The organism is Chitinophaga niastensis, from assembly GCF_003014755.1.
Lineage (GTDB): Bacteria > Bacteroidota > Bacteroidia > Chitinophagales > Chitinophagaceae > Chitinophaga > Chitinophaga niastensis.
Window position 1 is genome coordinate 372,877 of the sequence record NZ_PYAW01000003.1, and the last position, 18,796, is coordinate 391,672.

At 41.5% G+C, this 18,796-nt stretch carries 15 protein-coding genes; 3 read left to right on the forward strand and 12 right to left on the reverse strand.

The genetic code is table 11. The annotated features are described in order from the left end of the window. Positions 1-68: 68 nt before the first annotated feature. The 3 genes from CLV51_RS16205 to CLV51_RS16215 form a co-directional block, all read right to left on the reverse strand. On the reverse strand, positions 69-1,463 hold the full coding sequence (locus CLV51_RS16205; protein WP_106529103.1) for a TolC family protein: 1,395 nt from the start codon (positions 1,461-1,463) through the stop codon (positions 69-71). 105 nt (positions 1,464-1,568) lie between these two features. Continuing rightward, positions 1,569-2,879: a sensor histidine kinase gene (porY, locus tag CLV51_RS16210; RefSeq protein ID WP_106529104.1), complete on the reverse strand. Its 1,311-nt coding sequence runs from the start codon at positions 2,877-2,879 to the stop codon at positions 1,569-1,571. After that, positions 2,876-3,559, reverse strand: a complete 684-nt coding sequence (locus CLV51_RS16215) for a response regulator transcription factor (protein WP_106529105.1) — start codon at positions 3,557-3,559, stop codon at positions 2,876-2,878. Before CLV51_RS16215 ends, porY begins: the two co-directional genes overlap by 4 nt. A gap of 145 nt (positions 3,560-3,704) precedes the next feature. On the opposite strand from CLV51_RS16215, the gene CLV51_RS16220 reads away from it, so the two are divergent. After that, positions 3,705-4,073, forward strand: a complete 369-nt coding sequence (locus tag CLV51_RS16220) for a VOC family protein (protein ID WP_211302028.1) — start codon at positions 3,705-3,707, stop codon at positions 4,071-4,073. Here the strand turns inward: CLV51_RS16220 and CLV51_RS16225 are convergent. Together CLV51_RS16225 and CLV51_RS16230 are read right to left on the reverse strand one after the other, a co-directional pair. Beyond that, positions 4,065-4,499 carry an SRPBCC domain-containing protein gene (locus CLV51_RS16225; protein ID WP_106529106.1) on the reverse strand — a complete coding sequence of 145 codons (435 nt, stop codon included), beginning with the start codon at positions 4,497-4,499 and terminating at the stop codon, positions 4,065-4,067. The two genes, CLV51_RS16220 and CLV51_RS16225, sit on opposite strands and share 9 nt — an antisense overlap. Before the next feature lie 92 nt (positions 4,500-4,591). Next, positions 4,592-5,611, reverse strand: coding sequence for an endo alpha-1,4 polygalactosaminidase (locus tag CLV51_RS16230; RefSeq protein ID WP_106529107.1), 1,020 nt, complete (start codon positions 5,609-5,611; stop codon positions 4,592-4,594). Between the two features lie 113 nt (positions 5,612-5,724). Here CLV51_RS16230 and CLV51_RS16235 point away from each other — a divergent pair, with 113 nt between their 5' ends. Continuing rightward, a complete protein-coding gene (locus CLV51_RS16235) occupies positions 5,725-7,614 on the forward strand; it encodes a hypothetical protein (RefSeq protein WP_106529108.1) in 1,890 nt (629 codons plus the stop codon). A 17-nt stretch (positions 7,615-7,631) separates the two neighbouring features. Here the strand turns inward: CLV51_RS16235 and CLV51_RS16240 are convergent, their stop codons facing one another. Further along, positions 7,632-10,166: a bifunctional glycoside hydrolase family 9 protein/polysaccharide deacetylase gene (locus CLV51_RS16240; RefSeq protein ID WP_245898798.1), complete on the reverse strand. Its 2,535-nt coding sequence runs from the start codon at positions 10,164-10,166 to the stop codon at positions 7,632-7,634. Between the two features lie 241 nt (positions 10,167-10,407). Here CLV51_RS16240 and msrB point away from each other — a divergent pair, with 241 nt between their 5' ends. Next, positions 10,408-10,923, forward strand: a complete 516-nt coding sequence (gene msrB / locus CLV51_RS16245; RefSeq protein WP_106529617.1) for a peptide-methionine (R)-S-oxide reductase MsrB — start codon at positions 10,408-10,410, stop codon at positions 10,921-10,923. A gap of 16 nt (positions 10,924-10,939) precedes the next feature. Here the strand turns inward: msrB and CLV51_RS16250 are convergent, their stop codons facing one another. From CLV51_RS16250 to CLV51_RS16275, 6 genes are all read right to left on the reverse strand, one after another. Then, a complete protein-coding gene (locus tag CLV51_RS16250; protein ID WP_106529109.1) occupies positions 10,940-12,715 on the reverse strand; it encodes an SGNH/GDSL hydrolase family protein in 1,776 nt (591 codons plus the stop codon). A gap of 26 nt (positions 12,716-12,741) precedes the next feature. After that, complete coding sequence (locus CLV51_RS16255) at positions 12,742-13,659, reverse strand: sugar phosphate isomerase/epimerase family protein (RefSeq protein WP_106529110.1); 918 nt, start codon at positions 13,657-13,659, stop codon at positions 12,742-12,744. Between the two features lie 106 nt (positions 13,660-13,765). Then, a complete protein-coding gene (locus tag CLV51_RS16260) occupies positions 13,766-15,259 on the reverse strand; it encodes a WG repeat-containing protein (protein ID WP_158267039.1) in 1,494 nt (497 codons plus the stop codon). 329 nt (positions 15,260-15,588) lie between these two features. Continuing rightward, positions 15,589-16,119 carry a hypothetical protein gene (locus CLV51_RS16265; RefSeq protein ID WP_106529112.1) on the reverse strand — a complete coding sequence of 177 codons (531 nt, stop codon included), beginning with the start codon at positions 16,117-16,119 and terminating at the stop codon, positions 15,589-15,591. Between the two features lie 248 nt (positions 16,120-16,367). Continuing rightward, positions 16,368-16,889 (reverse strand): hypothetical protein, encoded by a 522-nt coding sequence (locus tag CLV51_RS16270; RefSeq protein ID WP_106529113.1) that lies wholly within the window; start codon positions 16,887-16,889, stop codon positions 16,368-16,370. Beyond that, complete coding sequence (locus CLV51_RS16275) at positions 16,867-18,147, reverse strand: hypothetical protein (protein ID WP_106529114.1); 1,281 nt, start codon at positions 18,145-18,147, stop codon at positions 16,867-16,869. The genes CLV51_RS16270 and CLV51_RS16275 overlap by 23 nt, the downstream gene beginning before the upstream one ends. Positions 18,148-18,796: the final 649 nt, after the last annotated feature.

The following is an 18,796-nucleotide window of genomic DNA, read 5'->3' on the forward strand; positions in this document are numbered from 1 at the left end:
GTTAGCTTTTAGCCCTTAGCGGTTAGTTAAAAGCTAATTGCTAAAAGCTAACCGCTAAAAGCTTTCCTTCACAGCTGGTTCTCAAATAACTTGAAATCCCCGGCTGCTGAAGCTTTTAACAAGAGTGCCTGCCATACATTACTATACGCGATATCCCTGTCTGTTTCTGCCCGTATTAAAGTATATAATGCCTGTGTAACATCCACCAGGTTGGTTAACCCATTATTATATAAGACGGATTTTTGCAGATAAGCATCTGATGCGGCTTTCACCTGCACGGGCACCTCGTTATAATTACTTAGAGCATTAGTAATTTTAGTATCGGAAAGCTGTAGCTGGGCCAGCAATTGCTGGTTCACGAGGTCGTATTCGTCCTGTAGTCCCTTGCTGATCATCCTTTGCGATTTTACCTGTTGTGATATACGCAGTGGTTGTGTTAAGTTCCAGGTAACACCTATGCCAACCAGGTAATTGGTACGGGTGGGTTTAGTACCATCCCAATAGTTATGCGTATAGGCGTTCAGGTTTTGTGCATTGTAAGTTGGCTCAAAGCCCGATCCGCGTGTTTGCAGCACACTTATCAGGGAAAATGCAGGGTAGCTCAGCGTCCTGTAATACTTCATTTGCTCATTGCTGAGTGCAATGCGGCTTTTATACCATTGCAGTAAAGGATGATTATTTAAAGCCGATGTATCACCGGGGAAAGCCGGCACACGGGAAACAAAAACAGTATCCAGTGTAAAAGTCTGTACCGGTACACCCATTAGTTGGGCCAGCTGACTGGATTCCGTTTGCTCAAAATCTATGGCCCTGGTCAACGCTATTTTAGCGCCGGATACTTCTGCATTGGCTTGTGCAGAGTCTACGCCGGCACTCAATCCGTTCTTTACCCGCGTAACTACCACCCGGCGAAAGGTGTCAGCCCGGTTCAGGTTTTTCTGATAGGATTGTGTGAGCTTTTGTGCGGCTAACAGATTAAGATAAGCGGCTGCTACTTTTACTTCCTGCTGAAATATTTCTTGTTGCCAGTCTTTGTTATCCCGAGTAGCAACCGCTTGAGCAGTTTTAATTTTTTCTTTGGCCCTGCCGAAAGCAAAAAAATCCCAGTTTACGTTTGCCAGGTATAATCCGCCAAATGCGGCATTCCAATTTTGATTAGGTAAAGGCACACCTGATGAAGCAACACCGAGTCCTCCAAATCCGTATAGAGGCCCGTTTTGTCCGTTTATAGTACCGTAGTCCTGTTGGGCAGATACATTCAGGTTAGGCAGATAATCGCGTTTAGCCTGTACCACGCTTACTTTAGAAGCTTCAGCATATTGCGCCTTAGCTTTGATAGTCCCATAATTATTTACAGCTGTCTGAATAGCGTTTTTAAGTGTAAGTGTTTGTTGCGCGCTTACAGTAAGGGTATTGGCACAAATAAAGAAAAGAAGGCCAGCCAGATATTTTTTTCCAATCATGAAAGAACGATTTTGCAGCATGATTACTAAAGTTGTAATTCCATCTGCAAAATGACTTCAACAATTTGAAGTAATCTTGAAGTAAAGCACTTATCTAAAAAATAATCAGTAAATCGCGGGCGCTAAATTATCAAGTGCAATTGTCTGCACTTCTTCCTGGGATTTCGATTGAAAATCGATTTGTAACACATGTAGTTGATTGCTATAATGATAGGAAATAAAGAAGCCGCTTACCTCGCATATCTGCTTTACAATGGATAAACCCAGGCCTACACTTTCGCTGCATTGATTGCCTTTCTTAAAACGCTGGAATAGTTCTTCCACGGGCATTTCGGGGGGTAGTCCTGTATTTTTAACCACTAATTTTTTTTGTGTGAGCACCAGCTCTATACTTCCATCCTGTACATTATGCCGGATGGCGTTACCCACCAGATTATTCATCAGCATATCTGCTAAAGTGGGGTGTATTTTCAACAAAATATTTTTAGCAAAATCTGTTTTTACGGAGAGATTTTTCATCTCTATCCTGTCTTCATACGCTGCTAAAACATCTTTTGCAACTCTACAGAATTTGATATTTTCTGACACTGCATACTCATTATTCTCCAGTTTTGCCAGTAAGGTGAGCGACCGGTTTATTTTTGATAATTTTTCAATGGCATTCTGCATGTCGCTAATCAATGCCGCCTGGTTTTCTTCAATATTTGTTTCGCTGAGTAACTCTAATTTGTTGCGCAGCACAGCCAGCGGCGTTTGTAATTCATGGGAAGCATTTTCGCTGAACTCCTTTACAGACGCATATTCATCAACAGCTTTATCCGTCATCTTTTGCAGAAAAGAATTCAGCTCTTTAAACTCCTGGGTACCGGTTTGCGGAAACTGCACTTTTTGCTTTACGTTAAAGCCCTGAATTTTTTTCATTGTTTGCCGCAGTGTATGTAAAATACGCTGGGACACCAGGCGGGCAGTGATACCCACACAAAGTATGATCAATAATAGTTTCCAGATAACGGTGCCTAATATGGCATCCAATATTTGCCTGGAACCCGGAATATAATTGTAGGATGAAATCTCGTAGTTTGTATTTTTAATAGAAAAAAAAGAATTCACAACAAGGCGGCTCTCTTGGTGTTTGAGGTTGGTATCATGTGTAGAGATCTTTTGTATCTCCACGCTTTCCTTTGGTAATGCGGAAGCAAGCACAGTAACCGTTGTGGGTGATTCATGCATGGATGTAACCGGCGAAATACCATCGCGCAGCTGATTGGCCGTAATTTCGTTTATCTCCTTTAATCTGGCTATTTCTGCTTCATCTATCCTCTTTTCAATATTATAATAACAGAAATAAGTGGTGATCGGCGTTAACAGTAATGTTACACCGATAAACCACAAAGTAAATTTATCAACCAGTTTCATACTTTAGAGGAATTAAATTTATAACCCAGGCCATAAACAGTATCAATATAATCCGCTCCGTTGGCAGCACTGATCTTTTTACGCAGGTTCTTTATATGCTGATATACAAAGTCAAAATTAGCCAAATTATCGGTATAGTCTCCCCACAAATGTGTAGCAATAGATTGACGGGAAAGCACCCGGTTCTTGTTCACTACCAGGTATAATAATAAATCAAACTCTTTGCGGGTAATATCAAGTGCGGCGCTGTTAACGGTTGCCTCTAACGTATCTGTGTTTAAAGTAATTTCATTGAAGGAGATAATATTACTGCCGGCCAGCTTCTTGCGGCGGTAAATAGCACGCAGCCTGGCATGCAGTTCAGGCAGGTGAAATGGTTTGGTGATGTAATCATCTGCACCGCCTTCGAGGCCGCTTATTTTCTCATCGAGGGCATCTTTTGCAGAAATGATCAGCACCCCGCTCTGGATTTTCTGCGTTTTAATAAACTTCAGCAACTCCAGCCCATTGCCATCGGGCAGCATCAGATCGAGTAATATACAATCATATGAAAAAAGTAATAATCTTTCCTGCGCTTCATCAAAGCTATAAGCCAATTCGCAGATGTATCCCTCCCGCGCCAGGAAATCGTGTATACTGCTGGCGATTTCTTTGTTATCTTCTACTGCTAGTACCTTCATATAAAGAGCAAAATATGGCTGAATTTTGAAACAATTTTGAAGTTGAGGTCCGGAAACCAGATTTAGGCCAGTGGTACGGCCCGGATTGGTTGGTACACTGACCCGATAAAATATTAGTCCTTAACTTTACTAAAATAATTCATATATGCTGGCTGACAAAAAAATCAAAGCATTCGTTCCAACTGTAATGCCGGACAAAGCAAGATTATTTTACAGAGATATTTTAGGATTGAAATTATTATCTGAAGATGATTATGCTTTGGAGTTTGCTGCAAACGGCATCTTACTGAGGGTAATTATTGTACCGGAATTAACACCACAAGCATTTACGGTGTTAGGATGGGATGTTGATGACATTTCTTCTGTCATAAAATCACTCAACAAAAAAGGGATCTTTTGTGAGCAGTACAACTTCCTCCCGCAGGATAGTTTAGGTATCTGGACAGCCCCAGGCGGGGCAAAAGTAGCGTGGTTCAAGGATCCTGATGGAAATGTACTGTCGTTATCAACATGACCCCGATGCCTGATGACTTACAACTGCATCCACAATACGCGCTAAAATATCCGACCAATATTTCAGCATCTCTTCGCGTTGCTTACTATCCAGCAGTTTTTCCTGGTGAAAGCTAATGGTAGCCCGGCCTTTATTATTGATGACCCTTACCTGTACAGTGGAATGATCCGCCCATCCCTTTTTCTTCCAGCTCAATCGTATATGTGACAAGGGCTTCAGCACTTTTACTACCCCCTCAATACCATTTACCGTTTGATAGGGCTTATTGGTACTCAGTTCACCAGATACTAATGGTCCCAGCCATATCGCCATCCCTTTATCCGAGAACAAAAAATCCCATGCTGTTTCAACGGACACAGGTAAAGTTTTCCTTACACCCAGCTGAAATCCAACATCTTTTGTCTGGCCGGTTCTCTTTATTTCCATTTTGTAAGCTTAATTAAATACTTTTCCCAGATGCTTATATTCTCTGTTTTACGTTCACCTTTGTTTGCTATTATCATTTAGATGAAAGTAATCTATTTTACTTTTTCTTCCCAATACTGTGAGCAATCAACCGGATCAAGATAGGCCCCATCAAATCCTGCATTGAGTAGCTTCTGCGTATAGGCATCGGGGTTACCATATATCAGGGCTTTCCATTCCGGCATCCAGTAACGCACGTAATAATTACCATCCCAAAATGGGTCCAGCTTCTCCAACCAGGCCGGTGGATTGGTTTTCCATTCTGTTTTCCAATACCAGCGGTACTGTTCTGCCTGTCCCATGCTCATGTAAGCCAGCACCAGGCGTTTGCCGCCATTCTTTTTAATTTTCAGCGAAGCAATAATACTGCTGGGCCATGGCTGAGAACTGTTTTCCGGAAATGCATCGATCACCAATACATCATAATTAGTAGCCTTAAGTGCACTCAGATATTGATCATTGGTGGCAAACTGTTTGGTATTAATGAGGTACAGGAAATTCTGCGCATCGCTCAGTGTATTAATATTGTTCGCATTTTCATGATAGGGTGCTCCGACCGGAATATTATCCAGCTGCCGGTGAGTAGCCGCAAAAGATATAAAGCCATAACCTCCGTTGGTTTGATAAGAATTGGTGATTTTTGCGGGTGTAAAACAATAGTCGGTGGTGAGTATTTTTAAATGATTATTACTACCCAGTTTGCATAAGTTCAACCATTCATTCTTTACATCATCAGGTGTTGGTACATCGTCATGATTATCATAACCATATAACAATTCTTCACGGCCCATGCCGTCAATAGCCTGTATATAGGCACTTACAGGTGAATCCTGCGAACTTCCGCTAATGGTCAGTAATTCGGAACTATTTTGTGGCACTATCAAAAAACCGTTTTTTTGTTGCCGCGCCCAGGCACTGATTTCCTGTATAAAACTGCGCATTTCCTGACGATAATTAACCGGGCCAGGCTTTTTTATTGCTTCGTTGATGGTCTCCATTTTTTTCTGACAGGAAATAGAGCTGAATATTAATATGCCGGCAATAACAGGTAAACAACAACGCCATGTGTTCATAGGATAACAGTTTTCAAATATAAAACGGTGTCCAAACAATCTCCCCCTATTCTTATTCTCATTAAATTTTCGTAAGTTAACAGAAGAACTATCCTGGAACCTTTATCTTTCTTATGCAGCAAGGATACGATCCAACCCCGGCCAATAAAGTATCAAGCAGGGCAGTTGCCAATGATTCCCCTTCAGCAGGTATTGCTTTACCGGCGGTAACACCGTTTCAGAGAAGGAAGGATAAAGTATCCAAACAAGAGGAAGCCCATTCTCAAAACGATCAATTAACAGCACAACCTATAGCAGGCACGCCCATCATCCAACGGGTGCTTGAAGATAAAGAGATAGAGGAGCACTTAGCGATCATTGACAGTGGAAAATTTGATATTGGCTGGTTTTTAAACTGGCAAAGACAAATAGCAGTTGTGAAGCCGACTTATAGAACAATGGGCCCTGAATTTGAATTTGCCAAATTAAATGCGGAAGGTGTGCCTATTCATGTGGATCTGGCAAGATCAACTGAAACCATCAATGGATTGCCGTTTGTAATTGAAACCGATGCCGGTAATGTGATCGAATTGGCCTGTCCTCCTTTTGTATTGGGCACCAACATGAACGACTGGGAGAAAGCAAAAAGCAGGAGCATGCTTGTTGCACATGTATTTGAGCAAACATTAAAACAGATGGCGGAACGTGGCGCCGGTTCCGGTGGCAACCTGGGATGGCTCCTGGAAAATGTGGCCGGCTTATTCAGCACTACGCTTCAATATACTGAAGTAAAAGCCAGTTACAACGATACGCCATTAACCACCTTTTCAAAGGGAGTAGCTGCTTTTACCAATGAGTTTTTTGATAAAAACGCTATGACCAACTCCCAGATCAACCTGAAAATGACTACCAATGAAGTTGGCATGGCGCTACGCAAAGGAACAAAAGGCTCCTCACCTAATATAATTATTAAGAATATACTAACCGCCCAACTGTTTGAAGGGCTGAAGGCATTTATAGAAGAAGGTAACGTTGAACAATATAGAAACAGGGTGGCTATCATATCTTATTATCTTTCCCAGATCCCGACAATGGCCCTGCAGTTTATCATGAACGATGTAAGAAGCCAGCACATGGAACAACATCCGGAAACCAGGGAACAAAACAGGGATACTTTCAAGGCCATTCCTGCCAATCAGAAATTGCTCATCCGTCTGTCAAGTATCAAAGATTACATGGGCTTTTGGATAAAGGCCAGTCTCAATGATATGATGAAAGATGATCCCGTTATTAAAGGCATGGTACTGGCAATAAAGCCGGAAACACTGGCTGGTTTTATGCTGGATCGTAGCGGCAAAACCTGGGAAGCGCATAAGGAAGGATTAGAAGCTTATAGCAATACTGATTTATCGGAGGCATACAAAAATGCGCTTAGTATCATTATTAATAACCTGGTTGCTTTAGCAAGTACAAAGGATATTCCTACACCACAAAAGATGAAAATTCCGCGGTACAAGGATGAAGGCGGTACTAAGGATTTAGTCAACTACGCTGCAGGTGCACCCTTTATGGCCCGGCCGGATACTTATGTGCCGCTGGAAGGCGGCCACCTTGTTGAAGCACGGGGATTAAACAAGAAAATATATGACAATCAATTTATGAGAGGATTTCAAATGCCCTATTATCGGGCATCTCAAGGCCAATTGGCAAATGAAGAAACCCCCGACTATTATAAAATAGCTAGTGACAAGAAGAAAAACACATTAGCCGATTGGCCTGAGCAGATTGCTAACCAGGTATTGATAAAGGCTATTAATTCCCATGACGATCTGAATGTGGCTGCCCAACAATTGGTTGACGTCATTAAAGAAGCCATCACGATGGATGAGCGCCTCAAACAATATACCTATGTTTTGATATCAAAATCTGTGGGTGCCTATGCAAAAAGCAAAGGGTTACAAAAAGAGGTTATTGCGCTGTTTAGTCCGCTGGTAACCAAATTATTCCAGGGCCAGGCCAAGTAGAAGCAGGGAATATTCCACTATTGCAGCAATTCATTGATACGCACAAAATGATACCCCTGACTTTTTAATGCAGTGATCAATGCATCCAGCCGGTTATAAAACTTATCTGTGCGCCGCGGATCAGTACCGATATGCATCAGCAATAAAAAACCATTTAATCCTTCCGGATGATGAGATGCATCATCTGTTACAGATTGATAAATCTCATCTGAAGAACGATAACTTTTCATATCGGGCGTTGTGTAATCCGCATTGGAACGGGTGCCAGGTGTGTAATTCACAAGCATCAACCCTTCTTCTTTTGTCCATTGTGCAATGGTACTGTTATACCACTCATAGGGAGGTAAAAAATAAGGTGCTGCTGCTTTTTTTATGCCCAGCGCCGCCATCTTCTGATAGTTAGCGGCGAGGTCGTTATGAAATTGTTCCCGGGTGATCAGCAGGCTATCACGCTTATTCCAGTCGCAATACAAAGGATGCTGATCTGAATGCGGTCCCAGGTAATGTCCATCTGCTTTTAGTTGCCGGATGAGCGGTTGAAAAGAAGGGTTAGCATAAAATTTTCCGGTGAGAAAAAATGCAGCAGGTACTTTTTGTTGTTTCAGTATACGACGAATCACTGCGCCACCATCCGCAAATTCATCGCCGGTAAAAACAAGTGTCAGTTCTTTGCGGGTAGTATCGCCACGGATCACAGCCCCTGCTGCATAAGTACGTATTTTTCCGGGAGCACGATCAAGGCCTTCATTCGCGGCTGCCGCCAGCAGATACACCAGTGAAGTAGTACCATCCATGGTGGGCTCATTGGTACTGTAATCACCAAAGTCATCGTGATATACGGCCAGGTCACTCTGAAAATCTGCGTATTCATCCGGCTTTGATAAACGGATACCCAGGAGCTTATTGTAAATATTTGTATATACGGGGCCATCCACCAAACCGCCATCAATAGGATAATGTCCCAGGTGGGAGAAAGCTGAGTGCGGATCTGTCGGTGTGTCGCCGTGAGCAGGTAAGCCATAAACCATGCTGGTGCCCCATGGATTACAACCAAACAGCCAATCCACATTAGCCTGTTCCAGTGCGGCGTACGTCGCACTGCCGCTTAACTGACGATACCAGTAACATTGAATGGCAAAAGAAGTAGTCAGGTTATTACTGCACCAGATAAACGGTATATAGCGGTAAAACGCATTCGTTTTCGCTTTTTCCCAAACCCTGTCGATACCTGTTTTATAATAGTTGATGACCATTTGTTTTTTAGCACCGCTCAACTGTTTCGCCAGCTCATAATGTCCCAGGTTGATGAAGGGATACCATTGGTAATGGCTGGCTGTATCAGCGCCCAGCCAGGGAGTTACTTTTTCCTGTGCCGCATAACCCAGGGCCTGCTGCCGGTATTTTTCAATATGGTTGCCATTATACAATGCTGCTGCTCCCAGCTCCATATCATCTACCCAGTTATCTTCCGCATAAATGTATGGCGACAGTACAGATGCTGTCTGACATACACCAGGTTGTTTTATGCCCATTACATAGGCCGATACTGCCCTTTCCTGCAGCGTACGTGCATAGGCAGGATCCTGCTCTTTCAGCAAAGTATATCCCAATGCAAAAGCACTGGCAAATTTACCGGCGGTAGAGGCCACTCCGGTGGCTTTGTTCTTATATTTCCCTAATCCCTGCGGCTGCCCGGTACAGAAATATACCGGTCGCTCAAAACCTTTACCGTAAAAATCATCTTCTTTAGGCAGGCGCATACCGTGATGATCCCTGTCGTCTGCTATCTGGTTGAATAACCAGTTTTCCCGCGGATGCATTTTCAGGAGCCAGTCGAGCCCCCAACGAGCCTCATCCAGCACATCTGCCACCCCGTTACTGCCCTCCAATCCATTTGCTGCATAGTGATCCGCAAATACACGCGGAAAATCGCGATATGCCGCCAGCAGATGATAAGTGGCATTGGCGGAAGTAGTGGAGTACTGCAGGTAATCGCTGGCATCATGCCAGCCACCTGCTACATCTATGTGCGTGCTGTCGGGCATCGGGCCGTACATCGTATAGCCGTCGTGCGTATGACAGGAATCTTTCAGAAAAGGATTAAAAAAACTACGTTGCTGTCGCATATACCGCAAAACAAAATCAGCAGCGCCCGCGTATACGTCATTGGCTATACGAAAAACAGATGATACCGTTGCTCCGACCCGCAGATAGTACACACCTGGTTGCTTACATGCGCTGAAATCGAGGCGCATAGTTTGATTAAAAGGACCATAATGCCCAAATGCCTTACCTGTGGAGCCGGTAAATATCACCTTTGACGTAATCGAATCTATCAACTGAAAGGTAGCAGGATAAGCCGTTTCCTTGCTTCCCCACACCGCCACTTTTATGCCGTCGGGTAAATATCCCAGCTGATTGATCCTGATCCAGGAAACAGGTCCGGCAAGGGTTTCAGAAGAGCATATCCCAACAAATAACAACACAAGGAAAATATATCTTAACAGGTGTTTCATCATAATTTTATAATCATTATCCGTTTTGTGCAGCATACTCCGTTGATGGTGGTATGTTGATGTAATGCGAGAAAACAGTACCACCCCCGGCCCCTCCTTGTCAGCTAATCTTGTAGGCGTTGGGGGTGGTAATCAGAAACGATAAAATAAGATTAACTTTATAAATGAGATCTCTTTCTAAAATATTAATGAACTGAATATGACATTCTATATACAGTTAAAATATACAGGAAAAAACTTCATCAGATTCATCATTGATTCAAATACCTTTATCAAAATGAAATCAATACTTATTTTGTTACTTATACTGGCAACCGGAACCGGTTGTCATAGCCAGATAAAAAATCAGCATAATATGCAGCAACCCGCATCTCAGAACCCGTATTACTCCAGAACGGATACCAGCAAACTACATGTAAGCAATGCAGAATGGAAAAAAATATTGCCCCACGACCTGTATGCAGTAGCAAGAGAACAGGCTACAGAACGGCCTTTTACCGGCAAATATTGGGATAGCGATGTGAGAGGAACTTATTATTGCGCTGTTTGTGGCAATGCATTATTTATATCCGATGCCAAGTTCGCGAGTTCCTGTGGCTGGCCGAGCTTTTTTGAGCCCATCCGGACAAATAGTGTAATTTATAAAACAGACAATTCTTTGGGAATGGAAAGAACAGAGGTTATCTGTGGCCGCTGTGACTCACATCTCGGCCATATTTTCGATGACGGCCCTGCACCTACGCATAAACGTTTTTGTATGAACTCGGTGTCACTGGATTTTGATCCTAAGTAAAACCGGTATAATATGATCAGTGAAACGCCTGTTGTAACTGCTGTCCCAATTTTTCGTACCCTGCTGCTACCGGATGAAGACCATCGCTGAACAGCGACTCATCTATCTTTCCGTCTTTTTTCAGCAGTACTTTACCTGGGTTGATATATTGCAGTTTCAGTTGTTTGGCCAACAGGCTGATACGCTTATTGAGCGTTTCCACCCGTTGCTCCATATTCCCGCGGGGAAGAATGCCCGATAAGATGATCTGCGTTTGGGGTTGCCGTACATTAACAGCAGCCACCAACGCCTGCAGGCCCATTATAATTTCCTCATCATTACAATCGCCTAAATTATTGGTACCAATCATGAATAGTACATGTTTGGCCTGATAACCATCCAGTTCATCATGATAAATACGCCAAAGCACATTTTCTATTCTATCCCATCCAAAGGCAAGATTACGCATACCAATGGGTGCCAGGTATTTATTCCATGACTCCTCACCACGGGCAATTGGTGCTTTGGGATCTCCACCCCAAAAGTGAATGATAGAATTGGCCAGTATAATATTCTGTGGAGGTGTTTTTTTATTCAATGCCAAAATTTCCTGATGACGATCCCGCCAGTCGTAAGACCGGATATCCCGACTTTGCGTAACAGGGATGGTAGTCCTGATATTTCCGGATGGTTCGTGTAATATACGCCTGATAATTTTTTCATAGGCAGCCGCATACTTCATCATGCCCACATCATTGGGATGCACACCATCTACTGTTGCATTGATATCCCAGTCCATGTCTTTATTGGAGAGCAGATAGAGATGTTGTTTTCCTTCTGCTATCAGTTTTGCAAATACACTCCGCAGCACCTTATTGGCATTTTCAAAACCATTAAGGGTTGTTGTATCCATGATACTACCTTTCACGCCACCACTATGCTCTACCAGTAATATAGGCACCTCCGGTCTTTTTCCCTGCAATGTATTTACTGCATCTTTAATCAGCTGTTCCAGTGCGGCGGAGCTATACCCCGTGAGGTTGGGCAAACAGTCCAATACATAGATCTTAGCATCCTTTTCCACCATCTGGTCCAGTACTGATTTTTCGAGCAAACCAGTGCCAGAGAAGCCCAGGTTAATAAGCGGACGGTCGAGAGAACGATTGAGGATGGCTGTCCAGGCCAAACCAGGCCTGCTGGCACACCCGCCTTGCATAATAGAAGTGCCGTAAGCTACTACCGGCTTTTCAAGGCTCAGGGGCATCGGGGCAAAATGTTTTTCGGATGCCACCCCTATCTGCAACCAGTTAACGGTATTGTATAAAGGCAGATAGAGTCTGTATTCTGTATCCCCGCCAGTGAACGCATGATCTGCCTGCAGGTGTGAAAACCGGTATTCAACGGTATCACCGAAAGCATAGTGTCCGGGCGCCCATTGCCAGCCGCCACTGCGATCTATTGCATAAAGATCAATACCACTTACACCTGTAGCCGGCATATGCGGCATCGCAAAGTTGCCTTTATTCTGCACAACATATCGTACTACTATTTCATTGGCATCCGACTTAAACTTCAGGTACAATCCTGCACTGTTGTGCGAAAGGCCCCATACTTTTGGATTCAGCGTGTTTTTTGCACCGGCTGAAAAACGATCATAATAACTTTCGGTTGCTCCCTGCAAACACTGCCCTTCCAACACAGGAAAATCGTTGCCGGCAGGATTCCACCATTTGACAGGATTTTGTTGCTGAGCAAAGATGTGTGTGGCTGCAACACATTGCAGTAAAAGAAAAAATGTGATACTACGTTTCATTACTCAAACTAAATTATTACACCCGATTAGTAACCCCATTGTTTCATCACTTTTAAATCTTCTTTAGCACAAGCCAGCGGTGTTTTATCCTGGTAAGATTCCTGCTCGATGATGAAATGTGTGGTACCGCCTGATTTTTTGCCCAGGTCTATTATTTCTTTTACAGGAATAATGCCTTTGCCAAGCACCGTGCTTTCATAGGCGCTTCCCATCTCTCCTTTTCCGGCAGCTTTAATTTCGTCTTTTACATGCATCAGTTCAAAACGGCCGGGATATTGTTTTATAATATCCAGCGCCCTGCCACCCGCGTGGTACATATTACCGATATCCAATTGCTGCACTACCAATAATGGATCTGTGTGCTGCAGGATAAGGTCAAAGAGCTTATGACCATTCAACTGCTGACTAAATTCAAAATCGTGGTTATGATACCCGAATTTCATACCCGACTTTTTGCATAACTCCCCGCTTTTATTAAAAACGTCCATATAAGCTTTGAAGTCGTCGTAGGTTTTACGCAAACTTTCATCCAGCCAGGGGCTGATCACGTAATGCTGGCCAACGGTAGCTGCATCTTCCACGGTATATTTCCATTCATCTGTAAAATCATTTTTTGCCGCATCCCAATGCTGTTTGCCCATCACAGTGTGACCACTAGGCATGAATAATCCGAAATCATTCAGCAATTTTTTAAATTCTTTGGCAGTATAGCCATAAAATTTGCGGTTAACATAATTAGCATGCTCTACATTTTTATATCCCATCCCCGCCAGTTGCTTTAAAGTGCCGGACGGATCTTTTTTCATATCCTCACGAATGGAATACAATTGTATGCCTAATAACTCTTTTGCCTTTCCTGCAGCGAACAGCTCGTGCGACAAAAGTGTTGTACCAGCAAAGGCTAACGTGCCTGTTTTTAAAAAGTTCCTTCTTGAAATGTTCATGGCAGTAATTATTTAGTACATGTTAACGTGGAATGACAGGATAAAAAATATTTCTCTAAAATATAATTTTAAAACTATTCTTTTTCAAAAATTTATTTATGGAGCGCTATTCTCTATATTCTTTCCCATTCACCCGGTTAATATAAAAAGAAATCTCTTTGCCATTCTCTGTTTTTCTTACCAAACCATCTCCATCAATATGATGATACAAAGGAGGTGTAATCACTTTATTGTGCTGTATATCCAGCAATCCGTACATTTCTTTCTGATGACCGTTTTCAACAATTTTAGCTGTATAAACAATGATGCCCGGCACTATTTCATTGCCTATATAATCATATACCGGCATTACCTGCCATGTTTGTTTTTGAACATCATAAATGCCATATTTCCCGGTTGCTGCATCTTTGCCGCTGTAAAGGTCCACAGAAAGATAGCAGGGAGCTGCATTCTCAGAAAAAGGCAACGATTTAAACAACAGATCCCTGCCCATCATTCCTTTTTTAGCTCCCCGGGTAAATAACAGATCTCCATTACTAAGCATCATATCTAATCCTGCATAAGCCGGGATTTTCGTATACCAATGCCCGTTAGTATCCAGTAACAAACACCTGCTCTCCTTACTTTTACCAAATATGGACAACACCAAAAAATATTCGCTATCGGGGATGGAGGAAATAATGATGGCCTGCCCCATAATCTCCGCAGCAGTGGCTGTATCGTCTTCTTTTTTGTAATCCTGAATATCGGCTGGCAATGGTTTGTATAGATCAGGAAAAAGATAGTATTTCCCTTCATTACTTTTAAAAACAGCAGTAGAGATAGTAGTATATGGATACATATCCTGCCGTTGCTTTTTAACGACAATAGTTTTGCCCGAAGTGCGATTGAACAGCAGGCTGCCTGCTTCCGTGTAAGTTATCTGATCCGTTGATTTGCCATTTATACCTGATTTATAATATTGCCCGTTTTTAAAAACAAGCGCCGTTGTATCATTGATAAAATCAAAAAAATGACCGTTTACCTGCTTTAGTTTATTACCGGCACCAAGCTGGAATGAGCGGTGCTGCACCTGCAAGTTGCGTCCGGATGAAGATATAAGGATATCACGCGGAACACTGCGATAAGGCTCCCAGTCTTTTTTCCAGTAACTGCCATAAGCGTTCTCCAGATCCATCCGCCGCTGCCGGAACAGTACTTTTCCACCCTGTAAAGAACGTATCTTCCATTTTGCTCTGGGCACTTTGGTAACCAGGAAGGGGCCTTTATTACCTGTGCTCAGCACATTAAATTCAGGCAATATCTTCCATTGCCAACAACGCCACCAGGCATTATATTCCTTTTTGGTGATCGCCACCGCAAATAATCCATCAGAAAAAAGATCCGCATAAGGATACTTAAATGGAACGATTGTTTTCCCTTTAAGATCTATTACACCATACTGCTGGTTTACACTGGCCACCGCGTAGCCGTTCTTAAATGGTTGTGCCTCATCAAACCGGGCCGGGATGATACTATTGCCGGTACTGTCGCAATAACCGAACTTTCCGGTTTGGGCTAACAAAGGGTATAACGGTACTACTGTTGTTTCCTGCGCCATTATTGTATTGAAAAAAAATAAAGTTGTTATTGTAAGGTAAATCGGTCTCAATGTTATCATGAATAGGATTATAGGCTTTTAGGCTAACAAAATAGTTATGCGCCGGTGCATAACTATTTTGTTCAAAGATACAATCCTGGCGCTACCAACCATAAAATTACTTCAAAGCAGCAGCGGCCTGCAGGTATTCATAGTTCACGAAGCATTTGGGATTGTCCGCTTTTAGTACAAGCCATGTACGGTTATATTACACTGCCAACAAATCATACAACATATTATTCCTCATTTCTATGAGTGTTTTTCTATTTTAATCCCCACTAGTTTTTGTTTTATTTTCTGCTGACTGGTGCACTCGACCATAGTTTCATAGGATCAAATAAGTAAGTAGGAATTTTTTTGTTTTTTCTACTCTTTATATCTGCATCCAACATTTCTTTTATCTGATTTGAAGATAAGGGGTCTGGACAATTAGCGATAGTATCCGGATAGTAGTGAAAATTAAAAGGCTGCAAAATATCGAAATCAGCAGGTGATTTAGGAATTATCTTTCCCCAATTGGCCTTTTTATAAACTGAGAGCGAACGGAAAAAAGCTATTTTTATTATTTTCGGATTCCTGCTAAAATCAACACTATCCTGCACTTTTTTATTGCGAACATGAATTGTTATGGTAGAGTATTCATTACAAATGCCTGCATCTATATCATCTCGTAACATATAGGCCTCACTTGCCTCTTCATAGAGTTTTCTGGTTTCATTATTAGAAATTTTAATTTGCGCAGATACTGCTTGGCTGATAACAATAAATAGGCAAATTTGAATTGCCTTTTTTAGTGCCTGCTTATTTGCATTTGGTTTCATTGATTCCCATTTTATTGTAGGTGTTATAAGAATCGATACTGTCTTTTGCCCCTCTGCTTAAAGCAATATATGTTGAAGTTTTCTCTAATCCTCCCCACGCTAAACCGATAAATGTTAATGGAACTTCATTAACATATTTCAAAATATGCTCAGCGGCTTTTAAAAATTGAGATTTTGTATGAGTACTTTATTTTTTCCGGGCTTATTTCCATGAGTGGTTTTTGTTTTAATTCCCACTAGATTTTGTATTATTTTTTAGAGACTGGTGCGTACAATCTTACGTTTAGGAGTTCTAATAAATAAGTAGGGATTTTTTTGCTTTTTCTACTCCGAATATCTGCATCCATCATTTCCTTTATTTGGTTTGCAGGTAAGGGATCTGGACAATTAGCGATAATGTTTGGGTAGTAATGATAAGAAAAAGGTTGCAGGATATCAAAATTTGCACCTGAGTTACGAATTATTTTTTTCCAATTGGCTTTTTTATAAAGTGGTAAGGCACGAATAAATGCAATCTTAATAGCTTTTGGATTCCCTGTAAAATCAACTGAATCGAGTATTTTATTATTGCGAACGTGAATTGTTATGGTTGAATATTCATTGCAAACTGAATCCGCATTCTCATCTAACAACATTGTGTGATGTACCTCAAAGAAGAATTTTCGGCTTTCAATATTATCAACTGATTTTATTTGCGCAGATGTCGCTAACCCAGTCAAAATAAATAAGCAAATTGAGAGTGGCTTTTTAATTACAGTTAGTAGTTCCATTTACTCCAGATTTATAGAAAATGTTAATAGATTCAATTTTATCCTTATCAGCCTTGGCCATATTTATATAAGTGTCGGTTTCGTCAAGTCCTCCCCAGGCCAGGGCAAGAGCATCCTCCCACAGTAGATTCGGAAATATTTCACTTAATGCATCAGCAATTATATTTATGTAATCTTTTACCATTTGATTATGATCGCGCCCATTCTTGTCAGCGACAGTTGGGTCAGGTGGATGTCCAAGCATATAAGCATGTAATGTTTCGTGCATTAGGGTTGCAGTAATAAATTCCTGAGATGCATTTTTTAACTGATTTGTATTAAGTACTGTTCGCCCAGTACCATATATTCCACTAGCATACCCAGTGGTAACAGCACAATCATTACCAGCTAACGGCGCTTCACTAAATGAGAGATCAGAGTTTGATTTATTACCGTAAAATTCATACAGTATCGCGCTGTAACGGCTATCAAAAATTTGTCCCCTTAAATTTTTTAAGGCTTTTTTAAAACAAGGGTTTTTTAAACTATCTCTTATTTGTTTTATCTGATACAATTGCGTTACTGAAACAGGAGGAGGTGCGCCAACACTTCCGCCACCACCCCCTCCTCCGGAAGGAGGGGTATTATCTACACAAACAGAAGTTGTCTGTAGGTAATTACAGTACCAGGTCGCACCGTCATCTGTAGTGTGGCAATCATACCAATCCGTAACGGTGCAAGTCTGTGCCGGACCTGTTGTTTCCGTTCTTGGAGGTCTATAGAGTGTTGTGAAAGTAGCTGGTTGTGACTTATTACCATCATTAAGGTATGCACTTAATAAATTACCTTTCCAGTCCTCTATTTTCGTAGCGCCAAGAAAAGGTACTTGCCCCATTATATAATTTGGCGCTGGTATTTTTGTTACTACCTCTGCATGTTTCTTGTTTTTTTCATCTTTGTAAACATAAAGATATGTAAGTTCAGTAGCCGAAACATGATTACCATCGTTCATCGTTATGTATTTGGCCTTTATAACAAATACAGGTACAACCACAACCGGTCCTACTTCCAGCTGGTATACTTTGGCAGCTCCCCATAAAGCTATTTTATTTGGTCGGGTATTGCTTTCTACTACTGGATTTACATCCGTGATAAAATAATTATAGGCATCCTTTATTAATTCTGTCTCAGATTTGGAGTTCGTAATTAAATCCTTTTTGTTACATGCATATATCACAGCTACAAGGATAATTACAAATAGAAATACAATTTTTTTCATAAGATAATATTTGGGGAATATTTTTTGTCTTATAAAAAGCTAAGCATTGGGGTTCAGCAAATTTTGATGAAACTAATCAATATTACATTTTAAAATCCATAGCAAATGTTAACGGAACTTCATTAACATACTTCAAAGTGTGTTCGGCAGATATACCACAAAGCAGATCCCGTTCTGGCATGCTAAAAGGTTGTTGTGGTTTATTTCCTTTAAGAATAAAATATCATTTATAAAAACGATGGACTGCATTAGAGCTATTCACTTTTAGTTCATTGAAACAACAGGTGTCATTCTTGTATAGTTCTTCTGCTGTTCTTGTATAGTTCTTGTATCATTCTTGTGTTGACATTGTGTTATCCGTTTGTTATCCTTGTGTTGTCCATATACCGCCCTTTCTCCCCTTTTTGAAGATTATCTCTTTCTGCACATTTTTTCTCTTTTCCTGCAAATTAAAAGTGATAGTAATGCATCAACTTTGGGCTGTTAACGACACCCATCGCAGTTATTTATTCACTTTAAATCTTTTAATCATGGTACACAAAAGAAAATACCAGGCCGCAGCAAAAAATGGTCAGTCAGCTGATAATAAAAAATATTGGTAAAACACAAAAGAGGTCATCTCCTGGTTTTTACAACCGCAGGAGATGGC